The sequence below is a fragment of the Flavobacterium pectinovorum genome (assembly GCF_900142715.1).
Taxonomy (GTDB): Bacteria; Bacteroidota; Bacteroidia; order Flavobacteriales; family Flavobacteriaceae; genus Flavobacterium; species Flavobacterium pectinovorum.
This window is the reverse complement of the sequence record NZ_FRBX01000010.1, coordinates 1-18,271: the sequence shown is the minus strand read 5'-3', so window position 1 is coordinate 18,271 and position 18,271 is coordinate 1. Positions and strand designations below refer to the sequence as shown.

At 31.1% G+C, this 18,271-nt stretch carries 11 protein-coding genes and 1 pseudogene; 5 read left to right on the top strand and 7 right to left on the bottom strand.

The window, feature by feature from the left end:
* Window positions 1-7 precede the first annotated feature (7 nt).
* The gene (locus BUE22_RS23195; protein ID WP_073398335.1) at window positions 8-1,132 is read left to right on the top strand and encodes a glycoside hydrolase family 88/105 protein; all 1,125 of its coding nucleotides are present in this window, start codon (window positions 8-10) and stop codon (window positions 1,130-1,132) included.
* A gap of 103 nt (window positions 1,133-1,235) precedes the next feature.
* Here BUE22_RS23195 and BUE22_RS23190 read toward each other — a convergent pair whose 3' ends face one another.
* Both BUE22_RS23190 and BUE22_RS23185 read right to left on the bottom strand, forming a co-directional pair.
* Window positions 1,236-1,691, bottom strand: a complete 456-nt coding sequence (locus tag BUE22_RS23190) for a hypothetical protein (protein WP_073398334.1) — start codon at window positions 1,689-1,691, stop codon at window positions 1,236-1,238.
* 94 nt (window positions 1,692-1,785) lie between these two features.
* Window positions 1,786-2,328, bottom strand: a complete 543-nt coding sequence (locus BUE22_RS23185) for a hypothetical protein (protein WP_073398333.1) — start codon at window positions 2,326-2,328, stop codon at window positions 1,786-1,788.
* A 423-nt stretch (window positions 2,329-2,751) separates the two neighbouring features.
* Here BUE22_RS23185 and BUE22_RS23180 point away from each other — a divergent pair, with 423 nt between their 5' ends.
* The 4 genes from BUE22_RS23180 (at window position 2,752) to BUE22_RS23165 (ending at window position 7,601) form a co-directional block, all read left to right on the top strand.
* Window positions 2,752-3,843, top strand: a complete 1,092-nt coding sequence (locus BUE22_RS23180) for a sensor histidine kinase (protein WP_073398332.1) — start codon at window positions 2,752-2,754, stop codon at window positions 3,841-3,843.
* A 5-nt stretch (window positions 3,844-3,848) separates the two neighbouring features.
* Window positions 3,849-5,165, top strand: a complete 1,317-nt coding sequence (locus tag BUE22_RS23175; protein WP_073398331.1) for a sigma-54-dependent transcriptional regulator — start codon at window positions 3,849-3,851, stop codon at window positions 5,163-5,165.
* Between the two features lie 403 nt (window positions 5,166-5,568).
* Window positions 5,569-6,549 carry a helix-turn-helix domain-containing protein gene (locus BUE22_RS23170; protein WP_073398330.1) on the top strand — a complete coding sequence of 327 codons (981 nt, stop codon included), beginning with the start codon at window positions 5,569-5,571 and terminating at the stop codon, window positions 6,547-6,549.
* A 59-nt stretch (window positions 6,550-6,608) separates the two neighbouring features.
* Complete coding sequence (locus BUE22_RS23165) at window positions 6,609-7,601, top strand: helix-turn-helix domain-containing protein (protein WP_073398329.1); 993 nt, start codon at window positions 6,609-6,611, stop codon at window positions 7,599-7,601.
* 170 nt (window positions 7,602-7,771) lie between these two features.
* Here BUE22_RS23165 and BUE22_RS23160 read toward each other — a convergent pair whose 3' ends face one another.
* The 5 genes and pseudogenes from BUE22_RS23160 to BUE22_RS23785 all read right to left on the bottom strand — a co-directional run.
* Window positions 7,772-9,667 carry an OmpA family protein gene (locus BUE22_RS23160; protein ID WP_159438497.1) on the bottom strand — a complete coding sequence of 632 codons (1,896 nt, stop codon included), beginning with the start codon at window positions 9,665-9,667 and terminating at the stop codon, window positions 7,772-7,774.
* A 107-nt stretch (window positions 9,668-9,774) separates the two neighbouring features.
* Complete coding sequence (locus tag BUE22_RS23155) at window positions 9,775-10,689, bottom strand: PorP/SprF family type IX secretion system membrane protein (RefSeq protein ID WP_073398327.1); 915 nt, start codon at window positions 10,687-10,689, stop codon at window positions 9,775-9,777.
* 26 nt (window positions 10,690-10,715) lie between these two features.
* Window positions 10,716-12,020: a T9SS type B sorting domain-containing protein gene (locus tag BUE22_RS23150; protein ID WP_073398326.1), complete on the bottom strand. Its 1,305-nt coding sequence runs from the start codon at window positions 12,018-12,020 to the stop codon at window positions 10,716-10,718.
* A gap of 407 nt (window positions 12,021-12,427) precedes the next feature.
* The gene (locus BUE22_RS23145) at window positions 12,428-16,498 is read right to left on the bottom strand and encodes a beta strand repeat-containing protein (protein ID WP_073398325.1); all 4,071 of its coding nucleotides are present in this window, start codon (window positions 16,496-16,498) and stop codon (window positions 12,428-12,430) included.
* 597 nt (window positions 16,499-17,095) lie between these two features.
* Window positions 17,096-18,271 (bottom strand): annotated as a pseudogene (locus BUE22_RS23785) (hypothetical protein); the annotation flags it as partial.

Genomic DNA, 18,271 nt, shown 5'->3' with positions numbered 1-18,271 from the left:
ATATAAGATGAGAAAATTACTTTTATGCTTTACGATATGCTTTTTGTACACCAATATAATAAGTGCGCAACAGCCATTTGATAAAAAATTAGTACTAAAACAAATGATTTTGGCGAATGATTATTTTATGCAAAAATGGCCTGAAACCGGTAAAACTATCATTACCAACAAAGAACGCCCAAGTAACATCTGGACACGCGGTGTTTATTATGAAGGATTAATGGCATTGCATGAAATTTTCCCTAAAGATGCTTATTATGATTATGCTTATTCGTGGGCTGAATTTCATAAATGGGGATTCAATGGCGGAAACACGACGCGTAATGCTGATAATTATTGTGCTGCTCAAACCTATATCGATTTATACAATTTAGAACCTGATTCTAAAAAATTAAAAAATACAATTGCAAATACAAATATGCTTTTGAACACTCCACAATTAGACGATTGGTCGTGGATTGATGCGATACAAATGGGAATGCCTGTTTTTGCCAAAATGGGTGTTTTAGAAAAAGACAATCGCTATTTCGAAAAAATGTATCAAATGTATATGTACACCCGAAATAATCATGGCGATCACGGTTTGTTTAATGTAAAAGATGGTTTGTGGTGGCGTGATGCCGATTTTGATCCCCCATATAAAGAACCAAACGGCGAAGATTGTTATTGGAGCCGCGGAAATGGCTGGGTAATTGCAGCTTTAGCAAAAGTATTAACCATAATTCCTGAAAACGCACCACACAGAGAACAATACGTAAAAGATTTAAAATTGATGGCTGCAGCATTGATTCCTATTCAAAGACCTGATGGATTCTGGAATGTAAGTTTGCATGATCCAACAAATTACGGGGGCAAAGAATTATCAGGAACAGCATTATTTGTTTATGGAATAACTTATGGCATTAACAACGGAATTTTGAAAAAGGAAACTTATTTACCTATTATTCAAAAAGCATGGAATGCCATGACTACGGAAGGTTTACAGCCTAATGGATTTTTAGCCTATTTACAATCCACAGGAAAAGAACCAAAAGATGGTCAGCCGGTAACTAATGATAAAATTCCGGATTTTGAAGATTATGGATTGGGTTGTTTTTTACTCGCCGGTTCAGAAATTTATAAAATGAAATAAAAAAGTTTCATTAATTCAAAAAGCCCATTCCTTTCGGTTTGGGCATTTTTTTAGTCTTACAACTTTAGTTGCTTTTGCTTATTATTTAAGAGTAGGTAATAAATTAACCGGCATTCGCTATTACTAATTTTTTAATCGAAGTATAAGATTGATTTTTCTGTGCATAAAAATTAGAAAAACCAGATTCAGACACTTGTTGTTTAAAACCTAATGTGCTTTTAAAACTAGATTTTAAATCGTTCATGATTTCATTTCTGGTCTTTGAACCGTCTAATAGAAGCAAATCATTAAAATCTTCTAAGAAAATTAAATCTGTGTATAATTTTTTATTAAAAATACATACTAAGATATTGATTCCTTTTTTGTAAAATTTAAAAAATTCAATCAATTCAAACTTATTGTAGATGACAAGAACTATCCTGTCGAAATTTATTATTTGATCTTCTGTATGGTCTAAGGAAGTACTATCAGTAAATTCAAACTCATTACTAAATTTTCGCTTAAACATTTTCATGAAAACTTTTTTGTTGTCACATACTAAAATATTCTTCTTTCCCATCTTTATATTTTTTATTATTCTTCAATAATAAAACTGAATTAATAAGGTCTTCCGGTTTGGTTATTTAGTTTCAAATAAAATAAATAAGCAATTATTACATTTTTGTAATCTCAATTACATTACGTTCTACAAATGCAATTAATTCATTTATATTTCTGCCGTTATTAAATTTATTCGAAATGGATATGATATGATGATCATCATCTTTTACATATAAAAAGAAAAAATCTTTGGTCAGAACAGCTCTTTCTATCTGGCTCCATTTATGTGCAAAAGCTCCTAAGGGTGAGTGAACATAAATGAATGAATTGGTAAAATTTAATTTATACTTTCCTAAAACAGTAGTGTAATCCGTTATTTTTTTAGTTATCCTAAAAATGGTTTTACAGATTGCATTTACAAAAGAATAGCGAAACATTAAGAACAATATAATGACAACAAGATTTCTTAATTCCCATATTATAAGATCTTCATCTTTACTAAGATTAAAAAAATCTAAAAAGATTAAAAAGATCAGAATTAATGCAAAAAAAATGGTAACTCTTTCTTTATATAAATCTTTGTAATACATTTTGTTTAACTTCTGTATTTCAGCAACATTCAATTCAAACTCTAATGAAAATTTGGAAGTATTCATATTCTTTTAAACCGCTATTTAATTTAGGTATCTTTTGTTTTTGTTTTGATCTTTTCAATAATTTTTAAATTACTAAAAGACTAAGACAAAATTACTCTTAACATAAAGTTGATATTCACCGCAAAAGCTTTTAGAATAGTAAAATAGGACTTTTGAATAAGTAAAGTATGTGCTTTAAAAAATAGTTTGAAACAAATTAGAAGTAAATAAAACTCAAGAAATCTTCCTTTTTTTCCTACACCACCATATAACTCAAAAAACAATCTTAATAAGGTATATAAATATCAGAATAAGGCTAAAAATTAAAACTTATTTATTTTATTTTCAAATAGTTAAATAAATTCTAAATTTAGAATACAGAGAAGATTATTTAAGTAATTTTGGACTTTATTTAAAAACAGAATACAGACTACTTCCTACAAAATGAAATTTGCTACCGCTGAGGAAAAACTTAAAGAGAGAGTAAAAGAACTTACTTGCCTTTATGAGATTTCAAAAATAATATCAAAGACAAATTCTGATCAAGAAGAATTTTTTAAAAAAATAATTGTAAGTACAAAAAAAGCATGGAGATATAGTGAAGATGCTATTGTAGAAATTCAGATTCGGGATAAACACTATATAACAGCAGCACTTTCATCGGAAACTGTTTATCAAAGTAGTTACTTATATATAGATAGTGTCAATATTGGTTTTATAAAAGTACATTATCCAAAAAATAAGTACATGCAAAATCATCTTTTAGAAGATGAACAAAAACTGCTGGATACTATTTCTTTTGAAGTTGCCAACCACATTGAAAAAATCAAAAAATTAGAAAGAGAAGATTTACTTAGGAGAAGTGCAGAAAGAATAGATCGATTAGCAATTCTTGGTGAAATAACCGCTGGAATTGCCCACGAGCTTAATACGCCTCTTGGAAATATACTTGGATTTTCTGAGCTCATCAAGGATAATAATACAAATCCAGAAATTGACTCTGATATCTCTATAATAATAAATTCCGTTTTATATTCTCGCGAGATTGTAAAAAAATTACTTTTTTTCTCGTGCGAGATGCCACATCAATTACAATTAGTTGAAATAAAACCTATTATACATTTCGTTCTTTCATCTCTGAATCAAAATTTTCAAAAAAAAGAAATTAAAAGTGATGTCGTTTTTAAAAATGAGAAAATCGCTGTAAAAGTCGATTCGGTACAACTAACACAGGTTCTCTTCAACTTACTAATCAACGCTATATACGCTTCCCCACAAAAAAGCTCCATTAGAATTGTCGTTAAAAGTGATCATAAAAATGTGATCATAAAAATTGAAGACCAGGGCCCGGGAGTACCCGAGGATATCAAGCATAAAATCTTTGAACCTTTTTTTACCACCAAGCCATTAAATGATGGTAACGGACTCGGTCTTAGCGTTGTTCATGGCATCATAAAAAAACATAAAGGTGAAATAACAATAGAAGACAACCAGCCTACCGGCGCAATCTTTACAATAAAAATACCGCTAAATTAATTATAATGAATCTTAAAAAAGAGAACGTTCTTATTGTCGATGACAATTATGATATGCTTAATCTACTTCAACGTCATTTAAAATCATTCGATTATTACACTTACAAAGCTTCGTCTGTAAATGAAGCATTAGATGTACTAAAACACAATACAATAGATTTATTAATTACAGATCTTAATATTCCTGACATAAATGGCATTGAGTTATTAAAATACGCAGAAGAGCATTATCCTCTACTGCCCAAATTAATCATAACCGGACTACCATCTATAGAAAATGTCGTGAGAGCCATAAAATCCGGTGCATTGGATTATTTAATAAAACCATTTACAGCGGAAGAATTGCAAAAAGCAATACAAAACTCTTCTCAAAAAAGAAAACCGATTGTAGAAAACATACACGATAAAGCTGAAAACAATTATGCAGGGATAACTGGATGTTCGAAAAAATTTAAAAATTTAGTAGAAATAATAAAACGCGTAGAAAACAACAAAGTTAGTGTTCTTATAGAGGGCGAAAGTGGCACAGGGAAAGAACTAATTGCAAAAGCAATTCACTTTAAAGGAGCTTTTTCTAACATGCCGTTTATATCTGTAAACTGTTCAGGAATTCCGGAAAATTTAATAGAATCTGAATTGTTTGGTTATGTAAAAGGTGCCTTTACAGGAGCCGGTGAGTCCAGAATTGGCTTTTTTCAGGCCGCTTCTGGCGGAACTATTTTTCTGGACGAAATTGGCACAGCATCATTAGCATTACAAACTAGACTTTTAAGAGTATTACAAGAAAAAGAAATCACAAAAGTTGGATCCAGAACTCCAGAAAAATTAGATGTTAGAATTATAGCCGCAACAAATGACGATTTATTTCAAATGGTCCAAAAAGGCACATTTAGAGAAGATTTATATTATCGCTTAAATGTTATTAATATAAAGACAGAACCCTTAAGAGAACGAAAAGAAGACATAATACACTTATTAAACAATTTTATCAAAAAGTACTCTGCTGAATTAAACAAACCAGGAATCACAATTAATTCAAAAGTTACAGAAATCTTACTTCGATACTCCTGGCCCGGAAATGTTAGAGAACTCGAAAACGTCATACAAAACATGATCGTAATGAGCGATGACACTATAGAATTACAGCATATTCCGGAGCATCTGAAATATCATATTCCTGAACAAAAAGGGACTCTTAAATCATTAAAAGAATATGAAAAAGAGCAGATCATAAAAGTATTAGCGGCCGTAAATAATAATAAAACTAAAGCAGCTCAAATTTTACAAATAGATCGCAAAACACTTAACCAAAAAATAATGTAAGCAGGGTAATATTTCCCTGTTTGGTACGAAATTCCCAGCTTAAAAAACAAAAAAAATATTTTCTAAATTTTCTACAAAAGTGACTAGTAACTTGTTATAGTTTTAATAAAGTTTCAGGCATATCTTTTGTATAAAGTAAATGTATGAAACAATTACATTTAAAAAAATCACATAAAGTTTATATTAGAATAATATAAGACATAATTAATAGGATATAGGAGACAAAATTTAAATTATTAATCGACAGTATTGCTCACAAAATTTAGAATGTAAAAATTGGTATTATTAGAAAAGAAAAAACATTCTTTTTTATTAACAAACAAACTTATACAACTACAAATCAAATTATTACACAATAATAAAATAAAATAAATTAACTTTATATACTTAAAATTCAAATACCATGAAAAAAATTGAACATTACTATGGTGCAGATTTAAATTGGGTTGAAAATTTTGCAGAACAATTTGGCGGTAAAATAGACGGTAATTTTATTATAGTACCAGAAGAATTTCAAACAGGCACAAGATATTTTTTTGATTGTGGAGATGGTATTATAGCGTATTATCTTAATGTAAAATATAATAAAAATTTAAATCTGATTCAAAAAAACACAAATAGTGATTTTATTGGGTTTTATTATAATTTAACTGATGGTGAAGCAACATTATCGGGTCATAATTTCATGAAAAACGTAGGAAGATGGCAATATAACTTATCTGTAATTGATGGTTCTCTTGAATCTAATTACTTTGTAAAATCCGGAAGCAGTACCTATGCTTTATGTATTTTTATAAAAAAAAACAGTATAAAAGAATTTGCCGAAAAAAATAATATTATACTTCCGGACGTCCGAAAAATAATAGATCCAACAAAAAATACTGTTGTAAGATTTGACAGAATTAGTAGTGAGAGCTATCATCTATTAAATGACTTGCGAAAACTTCCTGTAGGCGGACCAATATTTAATCTGAATCTGGTTGGTACTGTACACATGTTAATTTCTAATTACTTAAAAAAAATATCCCGTAACAGAGTTATTATCCAAACTGTTAATCAAACAGATCTAAATAATATAATAGCTATACAAATGTTTCTAATTGAAAATATTGAAGAACATTTCCCGAGCATTTCTGTAATAGCAGGCAAAGCAAATATGTCAGAATCAAAATTTAAGAATTTATTTAAAAAAATTACAGGCTGTACCCCTAATACATTTTTCATGGAAAATAAACTACTATTGGCCAAAGAGTTACTTGAAAAAAAGCAATTATCAATATCGCAAGTTTCTGACAAATTAAATTTTACCAATAACTCCTATTTTGCCTCAAAATTTAAAGAACATTTTGAAATGTCTCCAAAAACATTTGTCAAACAACTGTAGGTAGCGCTTAAATGATTTAAAAACAAGTTTTTATTTTTTACATAAAAAACTATTTGTACATGAAAAAAATTACTCATTTTTATAGTTTAACGCCAGAATGGCAATACCAGTTAGCCGAAGAAATGGGGGCTAAACTTATTGACAACAAAATAATTGAAATTCCTGAAGCATTAGGCAATGGGCATACTTATTTTGCCCAAATTACCCCTGAAATTTCAACTCTCTTTATTGATTTTACATTAACGTCTCCTCTTAAAATAACCAGATTACATTCTAATAACGAGCTGTATATTTTTCATTATGATTTAAGTGAGCACATAAATCTGATAAAGATTAACAATGCAGATTATGAAATTGGTTCTTTTGACAAACTTGATTTAGCTATAATTGATAATCAACTGGAGAGTTCTTTCAAGCCTGCAGTTAATGAAAGAGCATTTGCTATACGTTTACTTGTTGATAAAAAATTATTAGCTGATTTTATAGAAAAATATTCGAGTAAAAACAAATCAAAACATGCGGATAAAGATGATACGAAAACTTTTTATCATTATGGAAACATTGACAGTAACAGCATATTGCTAATCCAGTCTATTAAGAACAAATCTGTATATGATATATCATTTGATTCTCTTCTTAAAGGTATTTCTCTAAAATTGCTAGGAAACTTTTTTAATAAATTTTATGATTCGCAAACAGAAAAAAATGAAATAACAGAAATTGAAAATGAAGCAGTTAACAGAACAAGAGACTATCTCGTTAACAACCTATACGGACCATTTCCTTCTTTAACATTTTTATCAGCAATGGCAGGTATGTCTGAATCTAAATATAAAAAAATGTTCAAAAAATGTTTTAATAACACACCTAATAATTTTTTTATTACAGAAAAAATGCACCTCGCCAAAGAACTATTGGAAAGTGGTGAATTTCATAGTTTAACGGATGTTGTTTACGAATTGAATTATAGTAAGCTAAGCTATTTTTCATCAAAATATTATGAGCTTTTTAAACGTAAACCTTCTGAAGATTTAATTAAGAAGAGACATTAGCAATTTATTATTTTTTCTCTTTAGATATTGTCCATACAATTTTATTAATTATTTAAAATAAAAAACAGGATGTTCAAAAAGAACATCCTGTTTTTTATTATCTATTATTCACCTTTATAGTGAATTCAAATTCTTTAGAGATAATTTTTTAGAATAGTATCTCATTTTCTCTATTTACTCACTGATAGTATAAATTCTGAACGTCTGTTAAGTTCATGTTCTTTTTCAGTACATTTTACCCCATTAGCACATTTGTTAATCAAACGTGTTTCTCCAAATCCATGTCCACTAATACGTTCCGCACTTATTCCATTAGCTACTATATAATCTACTGTAGCTTGGGCTCTATTCTCTGATAGTTTCATATTGAACTCATCTCTACCTCTGCTATCCGTATGTGAATTTACAGTTATCGTAATTCTAGGGCGGGCAATCATTAGCGCCACAATCTTATCCAATTCAGCTTTTGATGATTGTCTGATTTTATATCCACTATAATCAAAATAAATAGGCTGCAATTTAAGTTTGTCAGTAAGATTATCTCCTTCTTCAAGTACTACTTTTTGATTATTAACCATTACTTCCATTTCCTTAATCATATTTTGCGAGAATTCCCTTTTCTCTAATGGCTTTAATGGAGAGATATTTTTTGTTACTTCAACCAATCCCTCTTTTTTATAAATCAAATTATAATTTACAAAAGGATCCAATGGCACAGAATATTTACCATTTTTATCTGTATACCAGGTACCTATTTTTTCTTTTGAAGAATTATAAGCCTCAATAGCAACACCTTCTATCGGAAGCCCATCTGTGTCATCTTTTAATACACCGAACACAGTTGGTTTAATATTAAAATTAAAATCAACCTGTTTGTTCTCTATAAAACTATAGATATCATCATTTCCACTTCTATTAGAAGAAAAATACCCTCTTCTGTTGTCGGTCTGAATTGTGTAAGCAAAATCATCTGCAATTGTATTTACGCCATCTCCTAAATTAACAACATGATATAAACCTGTCTCATCTTTAATTGCTGCATATACATCTAAACCACCTAAGCCGGGATGCCCATCTGAAGAAAAATACAAAATACCTGAAGCATCAATGAAGGGATACGTTTCTTTACCTAATGTATTGATCTCATCTCCTAATTTTCTTACATCATTACTAATCAAGCCATTTTTTATACTTACTACATATAAATCTGAATTACCAAATTTATTATTTCGATCTGAAGCAAAATAAAGTTCATCTTCATTAGGACTTAATGCAGGATGTGCTGATGAAAAGCCATCACTATTAATCGGATATGCCAACTCTTTTATGTTTTTCCACTCTCCTTTTACATTTTCAGCTGTGTAGATTTTTAAATATGTCGCTCCATTTTTATCAGCTCCAATTTTGCCGTCAAGATAATTGTTTCTTGTAAAATACATTGTTTTACCATCTTTAGTTATAGCAGGAGTACTTTGATGGTATTTTGTATTTACATCTCCTTTTAATAGAACAGGATTTTGCAATCCGCCATCAGTAGTAATGTCAGCTGTATATAATTTTAAAAATGATTTTTCATTCCAACTATGTTTACGTTTTATAACTATACCCGTATCTCTTGCCGAAGTAAAAATTACTTTATTCTTATCATAAACTGCAGCACCAAAATCTGAAAATGGTGAATTGATTTCTACCGGTTTTAATGTATAACGACCTGATTGTTTTTGGATCGCCTCCAATAGTTTTCCCTCATTCCAGTTTTCACTTAAATCTTTTGTACCTGATTTTGCGTAATATTTTTTCATTATCGCTTCAGATTCTTTATATTTTTTGCTGTTATTTAAAGCTTGTGCATATCTAAAGTAATATTCAGGGCTAACCTCATTTGTTGAGCTTATCATTTTAGAATAACATGTGGCAGCTTCAGCATAGCTTCCATTATAATAATAACAATCCCCGAGTTTCGTGTATGCATCTATTGTATTATTTCCTTTGTCAACAATATCTTTGTACAACTTTGCAGCCTCTACAAAAGCAAATTTATTATATGCTGCATCTGCTTTCTCCATTTTTTTATCCTGAGCCTGTATACTACTTATATGCATTATACAAACCATAAAGAAAACAAAAGTAATTTGTAATTTTTTATAAATCATCATGTTTGTTTTAGTCGTTATTAGAAGAATCTTGGTGTAACTAATCTCGCTTTCGATTTGCTTAAGAAATCAAATCTTAAAAATAATTCGTGAGATCCGGAGTTATATCTTCCCAAGTTTGTAGTTTCATAATCATAGGCATATCCTATTTGTATAGCATCCGAAACCTGGAAACCAGCCATGCCACTTACACTTGCATTTAAACGATATGCAGCACCAAGTGTTAACTTATTACTGATCAGGAAATTTGCTGATAAATCGACTGCTACAGGAGCACCTTGAACAACTTTAGCTAAAACTGCCGGTTTAAATTTTAAATTTGGATTCAAATCAAAAACATATCCTCCTATGAAATAAAGATGTGATTTCGTTGAATAAACAGATTCTGCTACATCATCAAAAAAGTCTGTTTTTAACAATTTAGGAACTGCTGCTCCAACATACCAATTATGGCTGTGTACATAAATCCCTGCACCAACATTTGGTGAAAATTTAGATGTTTTTCCGGTCATATAAATATCCGGATTTTCAATATTTAATTTTGAATAATCAACTTCAAAATTGTCAAAACCACCTGATATACCAAATGATACCCTTACATTATCATTAGCATCAATAGTATAAGCGTAACTTACCATCGCACCAGTATTTTTTGTTGGTCCAATCTCATCATTTACAATGTTTAAACCAATACCATTACCATGATATCCTAACGGACTTTGTATAGAGAAGTTCATTGTTTTTGGAGCACCTTCTAAACCAACCCATTGAGTTCTATATAATCCCATTGCACTAATTACCTCCCTTGACCCCGTATATCCAGGGTTAAAAGACATTGTGTTGTACATATATTGCGTATACTGTGATTCTTGCTGCGCCGAAGCTCCAAAAACACCCAGCAGCAATAGTGTTGCTACGTAAAATATTTTTTTCATTAGTTCTAATTTCTTTTATAATTGTCTTAATTATTATTTATATATAAGTAACCTGATTTCTGAATACCTTTTACACCATTGTTATACTTTAAGATGTAAAAATATGTTCCGGTAGGAAGTTTATCTCCTCTTTTTACCGTTACACGTCCATCAGAATATCCTCCAAACATGATATCACTTTCATTATATGATTTTGCATCATAAACTTTAACTCCCCAACGGTTATAAATTTCAACTGTGTTATCAGGATATTTGGCAATTCCTTTAATATGGAACGTATCATTAATTCCGTCGCCATTTGGTGATACCGCATTGTACACAATTAAATCATCCGGTTCCGGTTTTACTTTTTTAACAATAGCCATAGTAAAAATTCCATATCCGCCTACCTGAGCAGTTAATAATTTTGAAAAGTTCTCCGTAGAAGCCGGATCACTTACTTCTCCTCCATCATTTATCCATTTAGATAATGATGCATCCCAACGTACGATTGCCAATTGGGTATCAGGGTTTTCATTAAAAAAAGCAGACGGGGTAGTATCTGAATTAAGAGTAAGACTTAAAACAATGTTTTCTTCTCCATTATCTTGGGTTATTTTCCAATATTCAGCATCATTTATCGTTACAATTGTTTCATCTTTACTTGAATGAGGATATAAGTCATTAGAGTTTTGAAAAAAGTATTGTGTTGTGTATGCATTTTGCACAGAAGAACCTGCTGCATGATAAGACGGTCTAAAATAAAGCTCGTCACCCACAGGGAATTGAAATGCTACATCGCCTTTTTTCTCTACCATACCATCAACAAAACTTTGATTTCCAACATTTGAATGCGAAGCATTTTCATTAAAAATCATTTTACCATTAAACTCAGCAGCATTAATAATTCCATTTTTGAAATCTGTATTATCACCAACCGCAATTGTGGTTTTCAGTTGAAATGGAACCAGCGATGTTAGATTGTTAAAAATAATATTCTGAAAATTCGCTATCTTCGAACCCACAATAAGTTGTTCCTGACTACCTGCAAAAAAAGTTTTTCCTAAACTCGAATTACTATAGGATACAGTACCGTTATTAGCCCAATTATTAAAAATATACACTTCTCCATCATTAATAAAGTTTCCAGATGACTCATTGTCATAATCCATATAAACTGACAACAAAGCATTTTTACTTACTTTTACATCACCTGTATTAACAAACTGAGCTTCTACTTCCTGACATGTAAACAAACCCAACATTAAACCTATAATGCAAACTGGACGTTTGCAATTTCCTAAAACAAAAAACGGTTTCTTTCCTGCTTTATATAAGTAATTATTTTTCATACATATTATTTTAATTTTTTATACAAATTGCACTTTAAATCACAATGCGAAATTAAGCCAATAACAAAATTTACTTACCCCTTAAAAGTTATTGATGTATCATAATAAGGTGAATTAATCTATCTTTTTTCAACAAAAAAAACAGAAAACCATATTGATAAACAGGTTTCTATTTTTATTTTATTCACTATTAATCTGACATAACTTTAAGCTTTTATTTCAAAAAGATATTTTTAATTTTAGAATCATTTACTGTCCATAATAAAGAAGAGGAAGCTTACACTTCCTCTTCTTTTACCAAAACATTAAAAAATTCAAAAAATTTATAATTCAAAAATACATCAGCAATAATTATAGTTACCGTACCGGTCATTAAATTATGACCGGTTTAATAACTTAAAAATAAATTACATTGTATATGTGATTACGTACCAATTTTCTCCATCTGACTGTAATGTCATTTTTATACTTCCATTAGTTACACCTCCAAACATACTCGCTGTCATGTATGGATACGAAGCCGCGTCTGAATATACAACATCAGTATTAAAATTCACTTTTACAGGAACCTGAATGTCAGGATTTGTATTAGGTATAATTACATTATACTGATTGATAACCAATAGTCTTCCTGTATTTGTTTTTGCATCAGGAAGAGTAATAGTAATGTCCTGTGTTAGTTTGCGCGCAATAATTGTATAATCGTCGTTTCCTACTGTATAATCAGCACTTATTACTTTGATTCCCATAACATTATTTTTAGCTGCTGCTTTCCATCCTACGACTCCTTCTGCAGTTGTTGTTATTACATCTCCTACAACTGTTGAAGGAACAACATTTACTGTAGCTGCAGTGAATGTAGAACCTGTACCGCTTACTGCTAATACAGTATCAGGTGTTGAAGTTGTAATATCTGCAAGGTTTATTGTTGTTGACTGTTCGCCTTCTCCATTATAAACCAATGTTTTTGCTGTAGTATTATGAACTAAAGTTGTAACAGTTTCCTTGCTATCAACAATTTTTGTAAGTTCATTTACAACATCAGTATTATTGAAAATTGTTGAAGCATTAGAAATAACATCTGAAACTACATTTATATCAGATGGAGCTCCTGCTTCATTTACATAAGTATAAGAACCTGATCCGTTATTGGTAAGCGTTGTAACTGTCTCACTTCCTTTGATAACATCAGCAATGTTCACCACCTGAGTATTCCCGGCAACATCAACATAACTAAACTGTTTTGTCTCTGAATTATAGGTTACACTTCCGACAGTCTGCTCTGAAATTTCCTTGATGAAATTTGTAACTTCTGCATTATTGAAAATTGTTGAAGCATTGGCAACAACATCACCTACTACATTGATGTCAACTTCAACTCCTTTTTCGTTTGTATAAGTATACAAACCTTCTCCTTTATTCTCAAGAGTAGTTAACGTTTCGTCTGTCTTGATTACATTAGTAAGCTCTGTCTTGAATTCTGAATTATTGATAATTGTTGAAGCATTGGCAACAACATCTCCAACCACATCAATATTAACCTCAGTTCCTTCCTCATTTTTATAGGTATACAATCCCTCTCCTTTATTCTCAAGAGTTGTAACTGTCTCACTTCCTTTGATAACATCAGCAATGTTCACCACCTGAGTATTCCCGGCAACATCAACATAACTAAACTGCTTTGTTTCTGAATTATAGGTTACACTTCCGGCTGTCTGCTCTGAAATTTCCTTAATGAAATTCGTAACTTCTGCATTATTGAAAATTGTTGAAGCATTACCAATAACATCACCTACTACATTGATGTCAACTTCAACTCCTTTTTCATTTGTATAAGTATACAAACCTTCTCCTTTATTCTCAAGAGTAGTTAACGTTTCGTCTGTCTTGATTACATTAGTAAGCTCTGTCTTGAATTCTGAATTATTGATAATTGTTGAAGCATTGGCAACAACATCTCCAACCACATCAATATTAACCTCAGTTCCTTCCTCATTTTTATAGGTATACAATCCTTCTCCCTTATTCTCAAGAGTTGTAACTGTCTCACTTCCTTTGATAACATCAGCAATGTTAACTACCTGAGTGTTTCCGGCAACATCTACATAACTAAACTGTTTTGTTTCTGAATTGTAGGTTACACTTCCGGCTGTCTGCTCTGAAATTTCCTTGATGAAATTCGTAACTTCTGCATTATTGAAAATTGTTGATGCATTGGCAACAACATCACCTACTACATTGATGTCAACTTCAACTCCTTTTTCATTTGTATAAGTATACAAACCTTCTCCTTTATTCTCAAGAGTAGTTAACGTTTCGTCTGTCTTGATTACATTAGTAAGCTCTGTCTTGAATTCTGAATTATTGATAATTGTTGAAGCATTGGCAACAACATCTCCAACCACATCAATATTAACCTCAGTTCCTTCCTCATTTTTATAAGTATACAATCCCTCTCCTTTATTTTCAAGAGTTGTAACTGTCTCACTTCCTTTGATAACATCAGAGATGTTCACCACCTGAGTATTCCCGGCAACATCAACATAACTAAACTGTTTTGTTTCTGAATTATAGGTTACACTTCCAGCTGTCTGCTCTGAAATTTCCTTAATGAAATTCGTAACTTCTGCATTATTGAAAATTGTTGAAGCATTACCAATAACATCACCTAAAACATCAATAGTAACAGCAGTACCTTTCTCATTTGTATAAACATACACACCTTCTCCTTTGCTCTCAAGGGTAGTTAACGTCTCATCTGTCTTGATTACATTAGTAAGCTCTGTCTTGAATTCTGAATTATTGATAATTGTTGAAGCATTGGCAACAACATCTCCAACCACATCAATATTAACCTCAGTTCCTTCCTCATTTTTATAGGTATACAATCCCTCTCCTTTATTCTCAAGGGTTGTAACTGTCTCACTTCCTTTGATAACATCAGAGATGTTCACCACCTGAGTATTCCCGGCAACATCAACATAACTAAACTGTTTTGTTTCTGAATTATAGGTTACACTTCCGGCTGTCTGCTCTGAAATTTCCTTGATGAAATTCGTAACTTCTGCATTATTGAAAATTGTTGAAGCATTACCAATAACATCACCAACAACATTAATATCAACTTCAACTCCTTTTTCATTTGTATAAGTATACAAACCTGATCCTTTATTCTCAAGAGTAGTTAACGTTTCGTCTGTCTTGATTACATTAGTAAGCTCTGTCTTGAATTCTGAATTATTAATAATTGTTGAAGCATTGGCAATAACATCTCCAACTACATTAATATTAACTTCAGTTCCTTCCTCATTTTTATAGGTATACAATCCCTCTCCTTTATTTTCAAGAGTTGTAACTGTCTCACTTCCTTTGATAACATCGGCAATGTTCACCACCTGAGTATTCCCGGCAACATCAACATAACTAAACTGCTTTGTTTCTGAATTATAGGTTACACTTCCAGCTGTCTGTTCTGAAATTTCCTTGATGAAATTCGTAACTTCTGCATTATTGAAAATTGTTGAAGCATTGGCAACAACATCACCTACTACATTAATATCAACTTCAACTCCTTTTTCATTTGTATAAGTATACAAACCTGATCCTTTATTCTCAAGAGTAGTTAACGTTTCGTCTGTCTTGATTACATTAGTAAGCTCTGTCTTGAATTCTGAATTATTAATAATTGTTGAAGCATTGGCAATAACATCTCCAACTACATTAATATTAACCTCAGTTCCTTCCTCATTTTTATAGGTATACAATCCCTCTCCTTTATTTTCAAGAGTTGTAACTGTCTCACTTCCTTTGATAACATCGGCAATGTTCACCACCTGAGTATTCCCGGCAACATCAACATAACTAAACTGCTTTGTTTCTGAATTATAGGTTACACTTCCAGCTGTCTGTTCTGAAATTTCCTTGATGAAATTCGTAACTTCCGCATTATTGAAAATTGTTGAAGCATTGGCAACAACATCACCTACTACATTAATAGTAACAGCATCACCTTTCTCATTTGTATAAACATAAACACCTTCTCCTTTGTTTTCAAGCGTAGTTAAGGTTTCGTTTGCTTTAATCATCTTACTGATATCAACTAACTGAGTATTTCCAGCAGCATCTGTATAACTGAACACATTTGTAGTTGGATTGTAAGTTACACTTCCGGCAGCTCCTGAAGATTCACCTGAGATAAGTATTCTATTCCATTTGTTATCAAACCAGTAATAGTACCCGGGTTTAATATCTGAGATTGCATTTGTATTAAAAACCAACAAACTTTCTACATTGCCTTTACCAATAGTAGTAGCATCTGTAGAGCTAGTTAGTTTTACTCTTGGTATCAACATACCTTTATCTGTAGCAAACACCTCTAATTGAGCTGAAGGACTAGGGTCCAATTTTCCTATACCTACCTGTGAGTAAGCTGAAAAACCTCCTAAGACAAAAAGTAAAGGGAGTAATCTATTCTTCATATTATTTAATCTTTAATGGGTTATTATTTTTTTATACTATTTGATAGAAAAAAAATACTTTGCGAAAATTTCATAAAATCATAAACTAATATCAAACAACGTGTTACATCAATAATCCGTTACTTAAACTTATAATCAATAAATTTTACTGTTATCTTCTTATTGCTTTTTATAATTCAATTCCATCGTATTTCCAAAAACTTACTAGCTATCAAACCATTAAGTTTCAGAGTGCAAAGTTCTCGGTAAATGAATCTTATTTATACCCGTAAAAGTTTTTACTCTTACATATTAAGGCACAAGTACATCTATTGAAATAGAAAAACTTTTGAAGCACTATTGGAAATGAAGAAGATCTTTAAATTGCTTAAACACTTCAAATACTATTTATTGGTCTAAATATTTCTCTTTAGATAATTTTCACAAAACTCAAATTTGAGTTTTTAGAGGATTGTATGCATAAATCAACTATAAAAAATCAGGAGTCGATGAAATAAAATATATCAGAAAAAGCTTAAGCATATTTAATATGATTAAATGCAAGAAGCCCGATCACTACCATGATCGGGCTTCCAAAAAAAAAACAATATTATATGATTACATTGTATATGTGATCACATACCAAAATCTTCCATCTGATTGTAAAGTAACTTTCATACTTCCTGCAGTTGCACCTTGAAATAAGCTGGCCGCTAAATATGAATATTTATTTGCACTTGAATAATGTAGCTCATGATTAAAGTTTACCATTAAAGCAGTTTCTCCATCTGCTTTTACCATATCAAATTGGTTTATTACCAACATTCTTCCTTTACACAAGGTCGGGTCTGGAAGATTAATTGTGATATCACTAGTCATTCCCTCAGCGATAATTGTGTAATCTCCAGGAAGTACTGTATAATCAGCTTTAATTACTTCAATTGCCATAACACTAGGCGCTTTCCATGCTACTACTCCTGCTGCAGTAGTAGTTAATACATCTCCCACAACTGTTGAAGGAACAATATTAACTGTAGCTGCAGTGAATGTAGAACCTGTACCGCTTACTGCCAAAACAGTAGAAGGTGTTGTAGTTGTAATATCTGCAAGGTTTATTGTTGTTGACTGTTCGCCTTCTCCATTATAAACCAATGTTTTTGCTGTAGTATTATGTACTAACGTTGTGATAGTTTCCTTGCTATCAACAATTTTTGTAAGTTCATTTACAACATCAGTATTATTGAAAATTGTTGAAGCATTAGAAATAACATCTGAAACTACATTTATATCAGATGGAGCTCCTGCTTCATTTACATAAGTATAAGAACCTGATCCGTTATTGGTAAGCGTTGTAACTGTCTCACTTCCTTTGATAACATCGGCAATGTTCACCACTTGAGTGTTTCCGGCAACATCAACATAACTAAACTGTTTTGTTTCTGAGTTATACGTTACACTTCCGGCTGTCTGGTCTGAAATTTCCTTGATAAAATTTGTAACTTCTGGATTATTGAAAATTGTTGATGCATTAGCTACAACATCTCCAACTACATCAATAGTAACAGCATCACCTTTCTCATTTGTATAAACATAAACACCTTCTCCTTTGCTGTCAAGGGTAGTTAACGTTTCATCTGTCTTAATTATCTCAGTAATCCCTGTCTTGAAATCTGAATTATTGATAATTGTTGAAGCATTAGCAACAACATCTCCAACCACATCAATATTAACCTCAGTTCCTTCCTCATTTTTATAGGTATACAATCCCTCTCCTTTATTCTCAAGAGTTGTAAC